Source organism: Streptomyces sp. NPDC023723 (assembly GCF_040639815.1).
GTDB lineage: Bacteria > Actinomycetota > Actinomycetes > Streptomycetales > Streptomycetaceae > Streptomyces.
In genome coordinates this window covers 110,826-125,600 of the sequence record NZ_JBFAAP010000013.1, presented here as the reverse complement: position 1 = coordinate 125,600, position 14,775 = coordinate 110,826, and the positions used below count along the sequence as shown (strand labels likewise).

The following is a 14,775-nucleotide window of genomic DNA, read 5'->3' as shown; positions in this document are numbered from 1 at the left end:
GCGATGCGCGTCATACAAGGCTCAGCATTCCGGCGAGCCCATACAGTCCAGCACCGGCCTTGGTGACCTCCGCAGCATTATGCGCGGTACCTTCCTTGGAAACCACACCCTCTGTCTCGAGAGAGGACACCGAATTCGCAGCAACATTTAGTCCATTGGCGCTAATATTGCTCAGTAGCTTAGCAGAACCAGTGGCGTTTTCTGCTGCAGCCCCCCAAGCTCCGTCAACCTCACCCTTAGCGGTGGTTTTGAAAACGTGACCGAACTCCCGGATGAACTCGTGCGCCTTTTCCGTGTTTTTTACGGTCACACCCATTTCGTCAGCCATACGCAGACCGTCAGTGATCTCTTGCCCAGCCAACCCGAGTGCCTTACCGCCCGGCACCATGCCAAGCAGATCGCCACCAAAGGCGGCATACGCAGAGAACGTATCCATATTCCAACCGAACTTGTCTCCCCAAGGCAACAGTGCGTCTCTGAATTCCGCATCGGTGAAATTCTTGGTCATGGACGTTGCACTAGCCACGAGAGCAACAGCTGCAAACAAGGGCGCAAGAGGCGTAGGAAAGAGCGCCAGTAGGCCTGCGATAGCACCAATCGTTCCAGCGTGCTCCAACAGAAAATCCCCGACTGCTTTGACACCCTCCCAAATAGCATCGACAGCCTTGCTCAACCAGCCAGGCTCCTTCGGTGCCAATTTATCCGTAGCCTCGTCGAAAGATTTGGCTATCACCTCCGCATCGTCAGCGTGAATGGTCTCCAACTCTCGCGCCTTAGCAATGACGCTTTCGTACTCACCATTCGCCTTGTTCAGTGCAGCGGTCGCTTCATTGAGACTGCGTTCCGCCGCCCGCAGTCGCTCCGTTGCTGCGTCGGCCTCTTCCTGCGTAGAGAACTGCTGTCCGGCGAGCCCCAGATCCGGATGCTTCCCGGCCTGCGCATGACGGGCTTCAGCTGACACGATCGCGGACTTCTTGTCGGCGGCAGCTTCGTCATATTTCCGCGCCAGGTCCCGGTTGGCCGTCAGATGGCCGTCCCAGCTACCGAGTTGCACTGCGGCCTTCTCCAGGGAGCGAGCTGCATTCTTGATATAGGTCGTCAGTTCGCCATCAAGGGCTTTCCGAAACGCCTCAGCCGCGTCCCCTTCCCAGTAGCTACTTTCACCGACCAGCTTGTTCATCTGGTTATAGCATCTACGCAGTGCTGTGGCAGCCGATGTCACTTTCCGCTTAAGAGCATCGACTTCACCAGGCACACCGGGTACTGGATTCCAACCAAGGTTCACATAAGGGTTCACTGCCACTACTTCACACCGCCCTGACCCGAGGTCGCCCGATCTGCGATGTCCTTGAATGCCTTTTCCAAGGCATTTTCTACCTCTTCATAGGCCTTCTTATTCGACTCGACACCTTCATTAACAGCCTCAACCATGCTCTGGGTCTGCTCGGCTCCATACTTCCATCTTTCTTGGAAGCCATCACATGCCTCGTCGAGACGCTTGGTTCCAATCTCATCGGCCCGAACATGCGCAAGGGCAGTCCGTGCCTCATTCAGATCGCTGACACAAGCCTCTAGCGTTTTGAGGAAGTATCCGAGTTGATCTGTATCGGTCTTGAACTGCCCACTCATTGATCGACTCCTTGCCCTAATCTTCAAGCACGAAAGGTTACGTTGCCAGACATGACTCTTCCATATTCCCGGGTGAGAGACTGTGACACCGGCACCTGACGGAATTACTGCCCTTGATGCGGAGGCTGCTGCGGGGGAGAAGTTCGGTAGCCCTGATGGGGCGGTTGATTCGGGTACTGGGGCGGGTAGCCTGCGCCGTAAGGGGGCAATCCGCCGCCAGCCCCGGGACCTCCTCCACCATGATTGCGACGGCTACGGATCACGGCGAAGACGATGACGGCTACGATCACAACTGCCGCGATTCCGCCACCGATGACGGCAACCTTGCTGGTGAAAGAGTCATCTCCCTGGGCTTGAGAGGAGTCCGTCTTCTCGGCCGCCCCACTGGTGGAGGAGCCTTCATCGAGTTGGCCGAGGGGGTTCTCTTTGGAACCTGCGGGGATGTCCATCGTGAGTGCCGAGTAGGGGCGGACGATGCCGTAGCCGTATTCTTCGTCGGGGGCCTCAAGTCCCTTGTGTTGCTTCAAGGTGGCCGACTTGATCAGACGGTTGATTACTTGGCCGGCCGAGAGGTCGGGGTACTTGGAGCGGACCAAGGCGGCTGCGGCAGACACGTAGGCCGTTGCCTCCGACGTTCCGCTCGACACGCCGTACCCATTGGACATCGTGTTGTTTGCGCCAACGATTTCGACACCGGGCGCTGTGAGCGCAAGGCCCTTTCCAGTATTCGAATCGGTCCAGAGATTAGCGTCTTCGTCCACGGCACCGACAGATACAACCCCGGGCAACGCAGCCGGTTCAATCACGGCAGTTGCCGCTTCATTACCTGCCGCTGCAACAACTACTACATCATGCGCTTGCGCATAAGCGATCGCCTCACGACCATCACTCGTGGTCTTACTGCCACCGTCGGCACCAAACGACAGATTGATTACTTTTGCACCTTGATCTACCGCATACCGAACTGCAGGCCCCCACGTCTCGTCTAGATTCTTATCCTTCCTGGTTTGCAGGGTACGCACAGGCAAAATTTTGGCTTCTGGCGCCATCCCCATGACACCGGAAGTACCCCCGGAACCGTGCCCGTGGGCTGCAATGATGCTCGCCATCTTAGTTCCATGGCCGATGAGATCCTCGTGGGCGTTACCGCCATTGGTGAAGTCCTTTCCCTCAAGGACCTGGCCAGTTAGATCAGGATGTGTGGCATCGACACCAGAGTCGACGACTGCTACGGTGACGCCCGCTCCTTGTGATTCAGTCCAGACGTCCTCGGCCGCAAAGGCGCTTAGGGCCCACTGTCGATCTCTGATGTAGTCTGCGGACGCGGTTGGAGCCAAAGTGAGGAGCAAAGCTCCTGTCAGAGCCACGACTCCCGTCGTAGACCAGACTTTTCTGAAACCCATTGCCCTGCTCCTCACTCAATAACTGCCGGAGTATCCAGCATCGACGCAGGCGAGCCGCGCGACTGTGCGTGCGGCTCGCCTGTACGTCTATTCGACGGTGCGCGGTACGTTCCGGTTGCGGTCTTCCTCGGAGATCCAGGTCTCCTCGTCCTCTACCAGGTAGTCCGGACGGTCACCGTTGTTGTTCTCGTCCTCGGGTCGACGGCCCTTACGGCCCAGACCGCCTGCCCCTCCGCCAGCTGCGGCCCCACGTTGCGTTCCGCCGCGGCTGCCGTGCAGGCCGGCGCCTCCGCCAGTCCCCTTGCCACTGATGCCCTTGGCCGCGCCCACTACGCCACCACGGGACTTTGCGAGAGCTCCGCGACTACCCGCACCAGCACCGGCACGGCCAGCTGCGCCTGCTCCAGAGCCCGTGCCGCCCATACCGGCGCGACCGCCGGCACCACGTCCTGCTGCTGCACCGCCGGTGACACTTCCGCGGCCACCGGTGATTCCGACGCCACGTCCAGTGCCGCCGCTTCGGCCGACACCGACTCCTGTGCCGGGCGTCACGATGCCGAGCCCTTGAGTACCACCAGTACTACCGCCGCTGCTGCCGCCTACGGAGCCCCCAGTCATGTTCGAGCTAGAGCCCGTCAGCCCAGGAGCGATGCCGTCCACCTTCGTCTTGGACGTAGGCAGTTGAGTGCCCCCTGTGATGGTGCGGTCAGGAGACACGGAAGGGGCAGGCTTGATGGTACTGGTGGCACCTGCGCTCCACGGCTTGCTAGTTGAACTCGAGCCACTGGGCCGTGTCGCGCTTCCGCTAGGCACTGTGACAGCTGGGGGATACTCCACATCACGATTTGGTTCCCCAACATGCCCGTCGCCGGGGTCTCTGATCGAGTTGTTCTTCAAGTTCCGTGTGACTCGCATGTACTGAGCCCCAAGGTTCTCCATGACCGCAACGCCGTTAAGTTGCGCCTCCCGACTCGCACCGATCTTACCTTCATTGATCTCTGCGACCTCCGCAGCCGTCAACTTACGGTCTTTGAGATCGCCAGCGACCGCTTCACCGTTGTCCCACTGCCAGTCACTGAGGGCATCACCGATCTTTGCCCAGCCGCTGGGCTCTTCGATGTCGTCCAACTGTGTCTTGTACGTGCGCAAATGCGAGCCCGCATCAGCCATCTGGCTACTGTTGAGGTCGGCATGCCAAGCCGTGTTTCGAAGACTCTGCGCGATCTTTCGCGCCTCCTTCTCGAAGGCTTGGGCCGCTTCCCCCTCCCAGTGCTCCAAGACAGTGTCGACCGCCTTGTCGAGCAGACCTGCGATGCCGCCTCCCTCGCCCCCGGCGAGGAGCTCGTTCACCGTGCCCCAGTGACGGCCTACCTCTTCGATCAGGCCTGGATTGGTTCCCGCAAGCATCTGCTTGAGTTCTTTGAGGGAGTAGTTGATGAACGAAGTCTTGGTTTCAGGACGATCTGGGTCCGCAACACAGACGTCACTTTCGATCACGGGAGCGGGCAGATCTTTGTCACCGGCCACTTGAAATCCTCCTTAGTGTGTACTTGCTGGACCGATTACTTGAAGCTGCCCTCGCCGCCACCCATTTGATTCTTGTTCGCGTACTCCTGCTCGGTGTACTTGTCTTTCACCTTGGAGGTACTGCTGCCGAACTTGTCGATCAGGTCGTGCAGTCCGCTGATCGCGCCCTCAAGGTCGCTCTTCGCCGTCGCGTGAGCGTCGAACAACTCTTTTGCTTCCTGGAACGTGCCGCCGTTCCCGAACGCGCTAGCGGGAATCTCAGTGTTATACCGAGACGTCTGCCCCGCCTTATCCATATCGTCCAGCAACGACCAAAGCTTCCGGATCACCTCATCCAGAGCACTAAGATCAACCCGCATTCCGCTGCTCATACCCCGTTGTCCTCTCCCCTGTTACTCAAGTCTTCAGCGTCGTTCGATGGCCGGGTCATCGCCCAGCCCGCCCGGATCGGCCACCACGCCCACTACGCCAGTCCCGCACAGCCACCCCACCCCCCGCAACCACCAGGGCCAAGGTCAGCCCGATGCCCAGCACATAGATCGCCGTTCGGCGTTCCCGTTCCGTCTCGCTTTCGCCCATGGTCACTGCCATGGGGACGACTCCGTTGGAGCCGGCCTCGACCGGGGGGTCCGGGGTTGGGGTGGTCGCGGGGGTGGACTGGTCGGACAGGGCCGCGACCGGGTCGATCACGCCCCAGCCGAGGTAGCGGTTGGGGCCGCGGCCCGGGCGTTGGGCCGTTTCCTCGATGCGGGTGGCGATCTGGGCCGCGCTCCACTTCGGGTTCTTTTCCTTCAGCAGGGCCGCGACGCCTGCCACGTACGGTGCCGCGAAGCTCGTGCCGTCGGCGGTGCACTGGCCGCCCTTGGGGACCGTCGAGACCATGCCGACGCCCGGTGCCGCGATGTCCACGAAGTCGCCCGCCTGCGAGAAGTAGGCGCGCTCGTCGTTGCGGTCGGAGGCCGCCACCGCCAGGACGCCCGGGTAGGAGGCCGGGTAGGTGTCGGCGGACTTGCCGTCGGCCCCGTCGTTGCCGGCCGCCGCCACGACCAGGACGCCCGCGTCCACGGCCGCCGCCACGGCGTTGCGCAGTTGGAGGTTGTCCTCCTTCTCGGCGGTGTCCGAGGAGATGTTGATGATCTCCGCGCCCTTGGCGACCGCGTCACCGATCGCCTGCGACATCGTCTTCGAGTTGCCCTGCTCGTCCTCTCCGCCCGTGTAGCGGTAGGAGAGGATCTTGGCGTCGGGAGCCAGGCCCACGAAACCGGTGCCCGCGATCTGCCGGGCGGCGATGATGCCCGCGACCCGGGTGCCGTGGCCCTCGAGATCCTCGGTGCCGTCGGTGGAACCGACGTAGTCCTTGCCGCCGGCGGCCAGGGCACCGCGCAGTTGCGCGTTGGAGTCGTCGACGCCCGTGTCGATCACCGCGACGGTGACGTCCTTGCCCGTCGCCTGTCCCCACAGCTGGTCCAGCAGGACCCGCTGGAGTGACCACGGCGTGGACTTGATGACGTCGCCGCCGAAGACGCACTCCGTGCTGGCCGACAGGCCGAAGTCGGCGCTGCCGGGCTCCGGCGAACCGGCGTCCGCCGACACCGGTGGCGCCGCGGCCAGGCAGACGCCGGTCACCGCGAGCACACCGAAAGCCCGCTGCAGTGCGCGGGTTCCACTGGTGCGGCTACGCGTGCGGATTGCTGGGACCTTCACGTTCAGGCCCTCCATCTTCAGGCTCCCAAGGCGTACTTGCGCTCCTCGGGGTACATCCCTGAAGCAGAGTTCGGCCCAGCCGACGACATCGCGTCCGCTGGGCCGATCTGCTTCATGTCACATCCCCCGGGTCGTGACGGGCCGACTCAGCCCCAGGTCGAGGCGTTGCTCTTCTCGGTGGCCTGGTAGTTGTCGGCGGCGCTCTGGAGTGCCGTGGAGATCTTCAGCAGCGTCGCGTGCAGGTCCTGGGCGGTCTGGTCCCATTCGCGCTGCTTGCGCTGGTAGCCCTCCTGCGCCTCGCCTTCCCAGGTGTTGGCGACGCGCTTGACCGCGGCCTCGAGGTCGTCGAGCTGCTGCTTGATGCGACCGGCGGTGGTCTTCACGTCCGTGGACGCGTTGGTGATGGTGGCGTAATTGACGAGAATCGACATCGTCGCTTCCTTCCAGGAAGAGTTGTGGAAGATCAGTGGGGTCCGACCTGGACCGACCGGGACCGACCGGGGCCGACGTGGATCAACATGGATCAACATTGATAGATGTGGATTGATGTTGATCGACCGGAGTCGGTCGAGGTCGGCAGAGGCTGACCAAGAGCGGTCGTGGACGGTCGGGGTCAGGTCGGGAAGAGCGGTCAGAAGCCGTCGGTTCGATCAGCCGAAGTCGGACATGATCTTGCTGATCTCGGAGTTCTGCTGCTCCTCGGACGCGGAGTAGTTGCTCCGCGTGGAGTCCACTGCTTCCTGGATGTCGGCGAGGATGTCGCTCATCTTCTTCGCGTCCGTGTTCCAGCGGTCCTGGAGCTGGCGGTAGGACTGCGCCGCCTGGCCCTGCCAGCCGCTGGCGATCTGGTCGATCACTCCGTTGAGACGGCGGATCTCGCCCTGCAACTGCCCGTTGACGGTGGTGATGTCACCGGAAAGCTTGGTGAGTTCGTCCTCTGTTACCCGGAACTGGCCGGCCATGGTGAAACCTTCCCCGTTGTCGTCGTTGCTCCGGGAACCTTCGCGGGCTTCCGGAAAGTTTCGCAGCGTTGAGCGCTGCAAACACTCTATCGTCAGCCTGTCACTCAGCCACAGACATGACCAATCAGTTACATGGCCCACACACTTGAGCGATCAGACCGTGATCCCTGGCTGTGCGGCGATCGGGACCGGCTGCCGGCAGGAGTGCCGCGGGCCGCGGCCCCTCGTCACTGGCTCTGCGGCTGCGCGGCGCTGCCGGTGTCCAGCGTGGGACCCTTCGGGATGAACGTGGCCCAGGTCTGCGGCACGATCGCGGGGCTGGAGACGTCCTCGTAGCCGAGCCGGGTGCGCGCCTTGTCCGTCTCGCTCGCCTCGTCCTCCGAAGAGTCCGAAGCGGCGGAACTGCCGCTGTCCGACGCCTCGCTGTCGTTGTTGGCCGGCAGCGAGTACCGCAGGCCCGTGTCGGTCAGCAGATACGTCGCGCCGCCGCCGGCGGCCGTGCCGGCGACCTCCTTGAAGAGGAGTCCCGAGCCGGACGAGACGGAGGCGCTCAGCGAGTCGGCGACGACCTTCTTCGGGTACGTCGTCCCGGCCCAGGCGGCCAGCTCCGGCTTCTGGTCCGCGCCGATGGTCCCCTTGTACACGCTGCACGAGGTGGTGTACGCCTCGTCGGTCGCCGTGGCCGCGGGGTTGGCCTGCCCGGGAACGGACTGGGGCCAGCCCTTGTCGGCGTAGAACTTGTCGGCGGCGCCGCCGTTGGCCGCGATGATGGTCTGGGTGTCGACCTGGATGTCGTCGATGCGGTCCGTCCCGTACGCCTGCTGGGCGGCGGGCGACGCCTTGAGCAGGTCGGCGACGAACGGCGTGACCGCGGCGACCTTGTCGTCGAGGACGACGTAGTACTGCTCGCCCTGCGCGTCCTCGGCCTTGAGCACCCGGCCCACCGTGGCCGCCTCCGCGGGCAGTCCCCGCACCGAGGTCGGTTCGCCGACGGACGGGACCTGCGGGAAGGCGATCTCCCCGCCGTCGTTGAGGGTGCTCAGCCACTCCTGGCTCACCGGCTGCGGCTCGGCCGAGACGCCGATGACCGCGGCGCGCAACTGCTCCATGGTCGTGGTGTTCAGGCCCGACTCGCCGCCCAGCAGGAAGCGGTTGCCGTCGCCGTCGACCAGGTACTGCGCGCCGGTCTTGGAGTCGGTGACGTACAGGGCCTCGCGGGCGTCGACCTTCCCGGTGTCGTCGAGCGACTTGGCGTCGGCGGCGTCGAGGACGAAGACGGCGCGGTCGATGGCGTTCGTCGAACCCGGGGCCGGGCGCTCGCACACCGCCCAGGTCTTCGGCTTCTCCGCGTCCTCCTTGGAGGGCAGCCGGTCGGGTGCGTAGGGAATGCCGAGGGTCGCGCCGTGCGGGATGTCGCTCTTGTCTATTTCCTTGCCGGCCACCTCGATGACGCTGCCCTTGCCCTTGTCCAGGAGGAGCTTGGCGGAGGCGTAGTTGAGGACGGGGTGCAGGGTCGGCGTCTTCTTGCCGTTCGACGCCTCGTCGTTGAGGACGACGTAGCGGGTCGTGGAGTCGCTGTCGACGATGATGTACTCGCCCGGGGTGTCCCAGCCCTGGGGCGCCGCCGGCTTGATCACGCCCCAGGCGAGGAAGCCCACCACCAGTACGACGCCGACCGCCAGGCTGGGCATCACCGTACGGACGGGGCGCGGAGCGCCCTCCTCCGAGCCGCCCGGCGACGGCGCCAGGAACGCCGCGACAGTGCGCTTGCGAGCGAACGTGTAGGCGGCGAGCTCGTCCTGACGCTTTGCCATGGTCCCCGTATCTCCCGTTTTGTCATGCTCGATCGTGTGGTGTTGGTTCGATCGCGCGTGGGACGCGGCGCCGTTCACGCACGCTCGAAGCCCTACGTGTCCGACGCGCTCGACGTGCCCTGCGTGCCATACGTGCCCGACGCGCTCGACGTGCCCTGCGTGCCTTCCCTGCCCGACGCGCTCGACGTGCCCGACGGCCGCTCCGCCCACCCAGGCACCTACTATGCCCTGCGCCACCGAACGCCGGTCCACCAGGTGTGCGGCCGTCCCCGCATCTTCACAGAGCTTCCCCGCGACGTCGCGCCGTGCGGGTCCGGTCCGTGACAGGCTGGCTGCCCGGGGTTCGCCGTCCCCTGTGTCGCCTCGCGTTCCGCAGCGGGTACCGTGAGCCACTCGCATGGATGATGGGGCCGTCGGTGCCCCTGGCCCGTCGCCGGGACCTCCGCGGAGGCTCTCACCGACGAGCGGCCAGCACACTTCGCGAAAGGGATGTCCGGGGGATGAGCAGCGGTACGAGCACTCGGCGCGGAAACCGCGCGCAGCAGCGACAAGGGGGCCCGGCGAGCGGCAGACGCGACTCCGCGCCCCCGGCCCCGCCGGCTCCCCCCGCCACCGCCTCGCCGCGCACCCTGCCCCGCCCCGGCGGTCTGGGCCCGGTGCGGCTCCAGCAGCTCATCCTGGTGGAGCTCGCGGCGGCGATCGTGCTGGCCGCCTGGGTCGCCGACGTGTCCTGGCTGCTGATCCCGGCCGCGGTGGTGGCGGCCCTGCTGCTGCTCCTGGCGGTGCTGCGCCGCGGCAGCCGTCCGCTGCCCGAGTGGTACGAGACGGCGCGGGCGCTCAAGCGCCGCCGGCGCGAGGCGAAGCTGCCCGTCGCACCCGGCACGGACCCGATGCTGGCCGCCGTCGTGGAGTGCGACCCCGCGCTGCGCACCTACGAGTTCGTGTCCCGTGACAACCGCTCGATCGGCATGATCGGCGACGGCTCCTTCCTGACCACCGTGCTCTTCGTGCAGCCGGCCGACCAGCCGTTGCGTCCCGAGTCCGCCGGCCGGCAGCTGCCGCTGCGGCTGATCCAGGAGGCCCTGGAGGTCGACGGCATCCGGCTGGCCTCGGCCCAGGTCGTCCAGCACACCCAGCCGGCGCCCGCGCCGCACCTGCCCGCGCAGTCGCTCGCCGCGCGGTCGTACGGCCCGCTTCAGGCGCAGACCGGCTCCCCCGCGCTCCGGTTGACCTGGGTCGCCCTCAAGCTCGACCCGGAGCTGTCCCCGGAGGCGGTACAGGCCCGCGGGGACGGTGTGCCGGGGGCTCAGCGCGCCCTGCTGCGGGTGGCAGACCAGCTGGCGAGCCGGCTGGCCGGGGCCGGCTTCAAGGCCACCATCCTGGACGAGACCGAGCTGCTCCAGGCGCTGGCGACCTCCAGCTGCCTGAACCCGCGGGTCAACGCCCAGCACACGCAGGACGGACGGTCCGCCCAGCGGCGGACGGTCGAGTCGGTACGGACCTGGCGGGTCGACGACCGCTGGCACACGACGTACTGGGTGTCCCGGTGGCCCCAGTTGGGCACCGGCGGAGTGGCGCTGCCCGAACTGGTCACGCGGTTCACCTCGCTGCCGGTGCTCGCCACGACGTTCAGCATGACCCTGAGCAAGGCCGGCAACCGGGGTGTCTCACTCACCGGGCACGTCCGGGTCACCGCGCGCGGCGACGACGAACTCGGTGAGGTGGGGCGGGAGCTGGAGCGGGCCGCGAGCGCCGCGAAGGCCGGTCTCGTCCGTCTCGACCGGGAGCAGGTTCCCGGCGCCCTCGCCACTTTGCCGCTCGGAGGTACCTGCTGATGTCCCACCCCGCGTCGACCATGCCGCCCGGCGGGCCGGGCCAGGGTGCCCCGGCCCGTACCCCCGCGCACGTGGCCTCGCCGACCGACACCGGCATGATCCCCATCATCCGGCCGCCGCAGCCGCCCCAGCAGCAGCGCCGCATCGTCAGCCCGGGTTTCGGGCTGCGCGGCCCGCGCCGCAACCGCCATGTCGTCACCGCCGAGGAACTGGCGGCGATCAGCATGCCGATCGGTGACGACGGCGTACTGATCGGCGCGGACCAGGACGGGCAGCCGGCCGTGCTGGGCCTGTCCCGGCCGACCGCCTTCGACATCGCGCTGGTGGGCGGTCTGTGGCTGGCCCAGGTACTGGCGCTGCGGGCCGCCGCCACGGGCGCGCGGGTGGGCGTCGAGACCGGCCGTCCCCAGGCGTGGCAGCAACTGGCGCAGGCGGCCGGCGGCGGCCAGCAGTGCGTGACCGTCTACCCGGTGGGCCGGGTGCCCGCGCAGGGGCCGTCCGTCTCGAGCCCGGTGGTGCTGTTCCGGGACTGCGGCATCCGCCCGCCGCGCGGCCGGGTGACCTCCGTGCCGTGGCAGGCCGTGGTGACGGTGCTCCCGTTCGTCAGCGAACACGCGCCGCGCTGGCTGGCGCAGGCCCATCTCGTCGGGATTCAGCGCATCTCCCCTTACGAGACCGAGGTCGTACGTGACACTCTGGGCGTTTCCAACGAACACCTCCAGCACCTGCCGAACCTTCACGACGGCGTCGCCCTGTGGTGCACTCGTAAGCACCACAAGTTCGTGATGACCGAACCCACCGACGCGGAGACGGGTCTGCTGGGCGCGGCGCGCCGCATGGACTGACGCGTCGTCGTCTGCGAGGGCGGTGGGAACGGCCGCCCCCACGAGGGCAGTCCTGCCGCGCCCGTGGGGGCTTTTCCGTCCCGCCATGCGAGTGATTAGGCTTCTGGTGGTGCGGTGACGATCGCAGTCGCGTGGGACTCGCCACTCGGTCCGCCCGGCCGAGACGACGACCAGCTCAGCAGCAGTGGCTGACCAGGAGGCAAGCAGTGAACAGGGATCGGTCCGAGTACAACGGCGGCAGCCCTTCCTCGGACGGGGACGATCACGACGTGGATCTCACCGGCGAGTTCGAAATCGTCTACACGCCTCCTGCCTGGTACGCACAGAGTACGCAGAGCGGGTCGCCCGCCGATGCGCAGCAGCCGTCCGCACCCCCTCCGCCGCCGCCCGCGGCCGGGCCGCCGGTCGGGCCGCCCTCCGGTCCGCCGGGCGGTCCGGCGCCGCAGGGTCCCCGGCCGGTACGGCCGCCGGCCCCGGGCGCGCCCCAGCAGCCCGCCCAGCCCCCGCAGGCCCACGGCGCTCCTCGTCCTCCTGTTAGTCCTGGTCCCGTTCAGCCGGGTGCCCCGGCGAGGGGCTACGGATTCCCGCAGTCGTCGGCGCCGGGCAGCTCGTCGGCCCGCAGCGGGTACGGCTACCCGCAGCAGGGTGCGCCGCAGCCCGGTCAGGACCCGCCGGGCGCCGCGCCGGTCCCTCAGCCGCCGGCCGCTCCCGGTTTCCCGGTACTGCGGCCGGTCGACCAGGATGTCCCGCCGCCGAGCGCGCCGCCCGCGCCGGGTGTCCCCACGGCTGCCGTCCCGGACCAGCCCGCCCCGCTCGAACCGCCCGTACCGCCTGTACCGACGGAGGCGGAACTCAACCACGCCGCGGCCGACGCCGAGGCGGCGCGGCTGTTCGGCGCCGCCGACGACGACGCGGCGCAGCCGGCGAGCCCGAGCCACCCGGCCGAGCCCGCCGATGCCGCGTCCGGTGCGGAGCAGGAGGAGCCGGCGGACGTCGGCTCCGCCCCGGACTCCGCCCCCGGGACCGAACCGGGAGCCGCGCCGCCGGCAGCGGAAGCCATGTCGGAGACGGGCTCGCACCCGGCGCACCCGGTGGCCGCCGCCGAACCGCCGCCCGCCCCGCCCGCGGCCCCGCCCGCCACCGCCGACATGCCGCCCGTCGCACCCCCGCCGCCCGCACCCGACGCCCCGCCCGTCACGCCGGGCTCCCCGCCCGCCGCTCCCGGGCCCATGCCCACGGCCCAGACGCAGCAGGCCCAGGCACAGCAGCCGCAGGCGGAGCACCCCGCCGGACCGGCCCCGGTACCGCCCGTGCCCGGACAGCCGCTGCCGCCGCTGCCGCAGGGGTTCCCGCCCGCGCACCCCGGCCAGGAGGTACCTCAGCAGCCCGGCCCGTACGGCGCGCCGGGGCAGGTGCCCGGCCCCGGCTACCCCCAGGCCCCCGGCCAGCCGCTGCCCGGACAGCCCGGACAGCCCGGCCACCAGGCGCCTCCGCAGGGGGCGTTCGGTCCGCCCCCGCAGCCCACCTACCCCGGTACGCCAGCCGGGCAGCCGGCACCGGCGGATCCGCGTCAGGCGCCCCAGCCGGGAGCCGACGGGTACGGCTATCCGCAGCAGGCCGGTCAGCCGCCGGTACAGCCCGGTTACGGCTATCCGCCCCAGCCGGCCGGTTACGGCTACCCGCAGCCCGGTCAGCCGCCGCACGAGCAGCCCCCGGCCCAGGCCCAGCCCCAGCCGCACCCCCAAACACCGCCGCAGGCACAGCAGGCACAGCAAGCACAGCCCCAGCAGCAGCCCGGCGCCTACGGCAACCAGGGCTGGTCCGCTCCGCCCGGTCCGCAGCCCGGCGGGCCGGGTGCCACCCCGCAGCAGGCCGCGCCGGGTACGCCGCTCGGCTACAACGCCGCGGTGGAGCTGACCTCCGACCGGCTGCTGCGCAACCAGCCCAAGGCCCGCAAGAACAACCCGGGTCCGTCCCGCTTCAAGTTCGGCGCCAAGAAGGAGGAGGCCGAGCGGCAGCGCAAGCTCGGGCTGATCCGCACGCCGGTGATGTCCTGCTACCGCATCGCGGTGATCAGCCTCAAGGGCGGTGTCGGCAAGACCACGACGACGATGGCGCTCGGCGCGACCCTCGCCTCCGAGCGGCAGGACAAGATCCTGGCGATCGACGCCAACCCGGACGCCGGCACCCTCGGCCGACGGGTCCGGCGGGAGACCGGCGCCACCATCCGTGACCTGGTGCAGGCGATCCCTCAGCTGCACAGCTACATGGACATCCGCCGCTTCACCTCGCAGGCGCCCTCGGGCCTCGAGATCATCGCCAACGACGTGGACCCGGCGGTGTCCACCACCTTCAACGACCAGGACTACCGGGCCGCGCTCGACATGCTGGGCAAGCAGTACCCGATCATCCTCACCGACTCGGGAACCGGTCTGCTCTACAGCGCGATGCGCGGAGTCCTCGACCTCGCCGACCAGTTGATCATCATCTCGACGCCGTCGGTGGACGGTGCGAGCAGCGCGTCGACCACCCTCGACTGGCTGTCCGCGAACGGGTTCGCCGATCTCGTCCAGCGGTCCATCACGGTGATCTCCGGGGTCCGCGAGACCGGCAAGATGATCAAGGTGGAGGACATCGTCGCGCACTTCGAGACCCGCTGCCGCGGGGTTGTCGTGGTGCCCTTCGACGAGCACCTCGCGGCCGGTGCGGAGGTGGACCTGGAGATGATGCGGCCCAAGACCCGCGAGGCGTACTTCGATCTCGCGGCCCTCGTCGCCGAGGACATCGCCCGTACGCAGCAGGGCTTCGGCAACCCGAACATGCAGTACCCGCAGCAGCCCCAGCAGGGGTACGCGCCCCCGCCGCAGCAGCAGCCGTACCCGCAGGCCGGCGGCGCCCCGCAGCCCGGGCAGGGGTGGCAGCAGCAGCCCCAGCAGCCGCCCGCACCGGGCCAGGGCTGGCAGCAGCAGCCGCCGCAGAATCCGCAGCAGGGTTCCGTACCGCCCGGCTGGACCCAGCAGTAGCGCGGCCCAGCGGCCAACGGCCAGGGCCCGTAC

13 protein-coding genes are annotated in these 14,775 nt (G+C 67.8%); 4 read left to right on the top strand and 9 right to left on the bottom strand.

All coding sequences use genetic code 11. The features are described from left to right. Positions 1-10: 10 nt before the first annotated feature. The 9 genes from AB0G32_RS17175 to eccB all read right to left on the bottom strand — a co-directional run bounded on the left by AB0G32_RS17175 (position 11) and on the right by eccB (position 9,039). Positions 11-1,255, bottom strand: a complete 1,245-nt coding sequence (locus AB0G32_RS17175; RefSeq protein WP_361163359.1) for a putative T7SS-secreted protein — start codon at positions 1,253-1,255, stop codon at positions 11-13. 47 nt (positions 1,256-1,302) lie between these two features. Beyond that, a complete protein-coding gene (locus tag AB0G32_RS17170) occupies positions 1,303-1,629 on the bottom strand; it encodes a hypothetical protein (RefSeq protein ID WP_361163358.1) in 327 nt (108 codons plus the stop codon). A gap of 104 nt (positions 1,630-1,733) precedes the next feature. After that, on the bottom strand, positions 1,734-3,032 hold the full coding sequence (gene mycP, locus AB0G32_RS17165) for a type VII secretion-associated serine protease mycosin (protein WP_361163356.1): 1,299 nt from the start codon (positions 3,030-3,032) through the stop codon (positions 1,734-1,736). An 87-nt stretch (positions 3,033-3,119) separates the two neighbouring features. Continuing rightward, positions 3,120-4,559 (bottom strand): hypothetical protein, encoded by a 1,440-nt coding sequence (locus tag AB0G32_RS17160; protein ID WP_361163354.1) that lies wholly within the window; start codon positions 4,557-4,559, stop codon positions 3,120-3,122. A gap of 35 nt (positions 4,560-4,594) precedes the next feature. Then, positions 4,595-4,930, bottom strand: coding sequence for a hypothetical protein (locus AB0G32_RS17155; RefSeq protein ID WP_361163352.1), 336 nt, complete (start codon positions 4,928-4,930; stop codon positions 4,595-4,597). Between the two features lie 55 nt (positions 4,931-4,985). Next, positions 4,986-6,194, bottom strand: a complete 1,209-nt coding sequence (mycP, locus tag AB0G32_RS17150; protein ID WP_361163350.1) for a type VII secretion-associated serine protease mycosin — start codon at positions 6,192-6,194, stop codon at positions 4,986-4,988. A 215-nt stretch (positions 6,195-6,409) separates the two neighbouring features. Next, positions 6,410-6,694 carry a WXG100 family type VII secretion target gene (locus tag AB0G32_RS17145; protein WP_361163348.1) on the bottom strand — a complete coding sequence of 95 codons (285 nt, stop codon included), beginning with the start codon at positions 6,692-6,694 and terminating at the stop codon, positions 6,410-6,412. 219 nt (positions 6,695-6,913) lie between these two features. Then, the gene (locus AB0G32_RS17140; RefSeq protein ID WP_361163346.1) at positions 6,914-7,225 is read right to left on the bottom strand and encodes a WXG100 family type VII secretion target; all 312 of its coding nucleotides are present in this window, start codon (positions 7,223-7,225) and stop codon (positions 6,914-6,916) included. Positions 7,226-7,452: 227 nt separating this feature from the next. Further along, positions 7,453-9,039, bottom strand: coding sequence for a type VII secretion protein EccB (eccB, locus tag AB0G32_RS17135; protein ID WP_361163344.1), 1,587 nt, complete (start codon positions 9,037-9,039; stop codon positions 7,453-7,455). 24 nt (positions 9,040-9,063) lie between these two features. Here eccB and AB0G32_RS17130 point away from each other — a divergent pair, with 24 nt between their 5' ends. From AB0G32_RS17130 to AB0G32_RS17115, 4 genes are all read left to right on the top strand, one after another. Further along, the gene (locus AB0G32_RS17130; protein WP_361163342.1) at positions 9,064-9,363 is read left to right on the top strand and encodes a hypothetical protein; all 300 of its coding nucleotides are present in this window, start codon (positions 9,064-9,066) and stop codon (positions 9,361-9,363) included. A gap of 176 nt (positions 9,364-9,539) precedes the next feature. Further along, positions 9,540-10,874 carry a type VII secretion protein EccE gene (eccE, locus tag AB0G32_RS17125; protein ID WP_361163340.1) on the top strand — a complete coding sequence of 445 codons (1,335 nt, stop codon included), beginning with the start codon at positions 9,540-9,542 and terminating at the stop codon, positions 10,872-10,874. Then, complete coding sequence (locus AB0G32_RS17120) at positions 10,874-11,719, top strand: hypothetical protein (RefSeq protein ID WP_361163339.1); 846 nt, start codon at positions 10,874-10,876, stop codon at positions 11,717-11,719. The genes eccE and AB0G32_RS17120 overlap by 1 nt, the downstream gene beginning before the upstream one ends. Before the next feature lie 206 nt (positions 11,720-11,925). Then, on the top strand, positions 11,926-14,742 hold the full coding sequence (locus AB0G32_RS17115; RefSeq protein ID WP_361163337.1) for an SCO5717 family growth-regulating ATPase: 2,817 nt from the start codon (positions 11,926-11,928) through the stop codon (positions 14,740-14,742). Positions 14,743-14,775: the final 33 nt, after the last annotated feature.

Bases quoted from the DNA above. Each gene is read 5' to 3' on its own strand.
- AB0G32_RS17170 (WP_361163358.1), bottom strand. From the start codon at position 1,629: ATGAGTGGGCAGTTCAAGACCGATACAGATCAACTCGGATACTTCCTC.
- mycP (WP_361163356.1), bottom strand. From the start codon at position 3,032: ATGGGTTTCAGAAAAGTCTGGTCTACGACGGGAGTCGTGGCTCTGACA.
- AB0G32_RS17155 (WP_361163352.1), bottom strand. From the start codon at position 4,930: ATGAGCAGCGGAATGCGGGTTGATCTTAGTGCTCTGGATGAGGTGATC.
- AB0G32_RS17145 (WP_361163348.1), bottom strand. From the start codon at position 6,694: ATGTCGATTCTCGTCAATTACGCCACCATCACCAACGCGTCCACGGAC.
- AB0G32_RS17140 (WP_361163346.1), bottom strand. From the start codon at position 7,225: ATGGCCGGCCAGTTCCGGGTAACAGAGGACGAACTCACCAAGCTTTCC.
- eccB (WP_361163344.1), bottom strand. From the start codon at position 9,039: ATGGCAAAGCGTCAGGACGAGCTCGCCGCCTACACGTTCGCTCGCAAG.
- AB0G32_RS17130 (WP_361163342.1), top strand. From the start codon at position 9,064: ATGCTCGATCGTGTGGTGTTGGTTCGATCGCGCGTGGGACGCGGCGCC.
- eccE (WP_361163340.1), top strand. From the start codon at position 9,540: ATGAGCAGCGGTACGAGCACTCGGCGCGGAAACCGCGCGCAGCAGCGA.
- AB0G32_RS17120 (WP_361163339.1), top strand. From the start codon at position 10,874: ATGTCCCACCCCGCGTCGACCATGCCGCCCGGCGGGCCGGGCCAGGGT.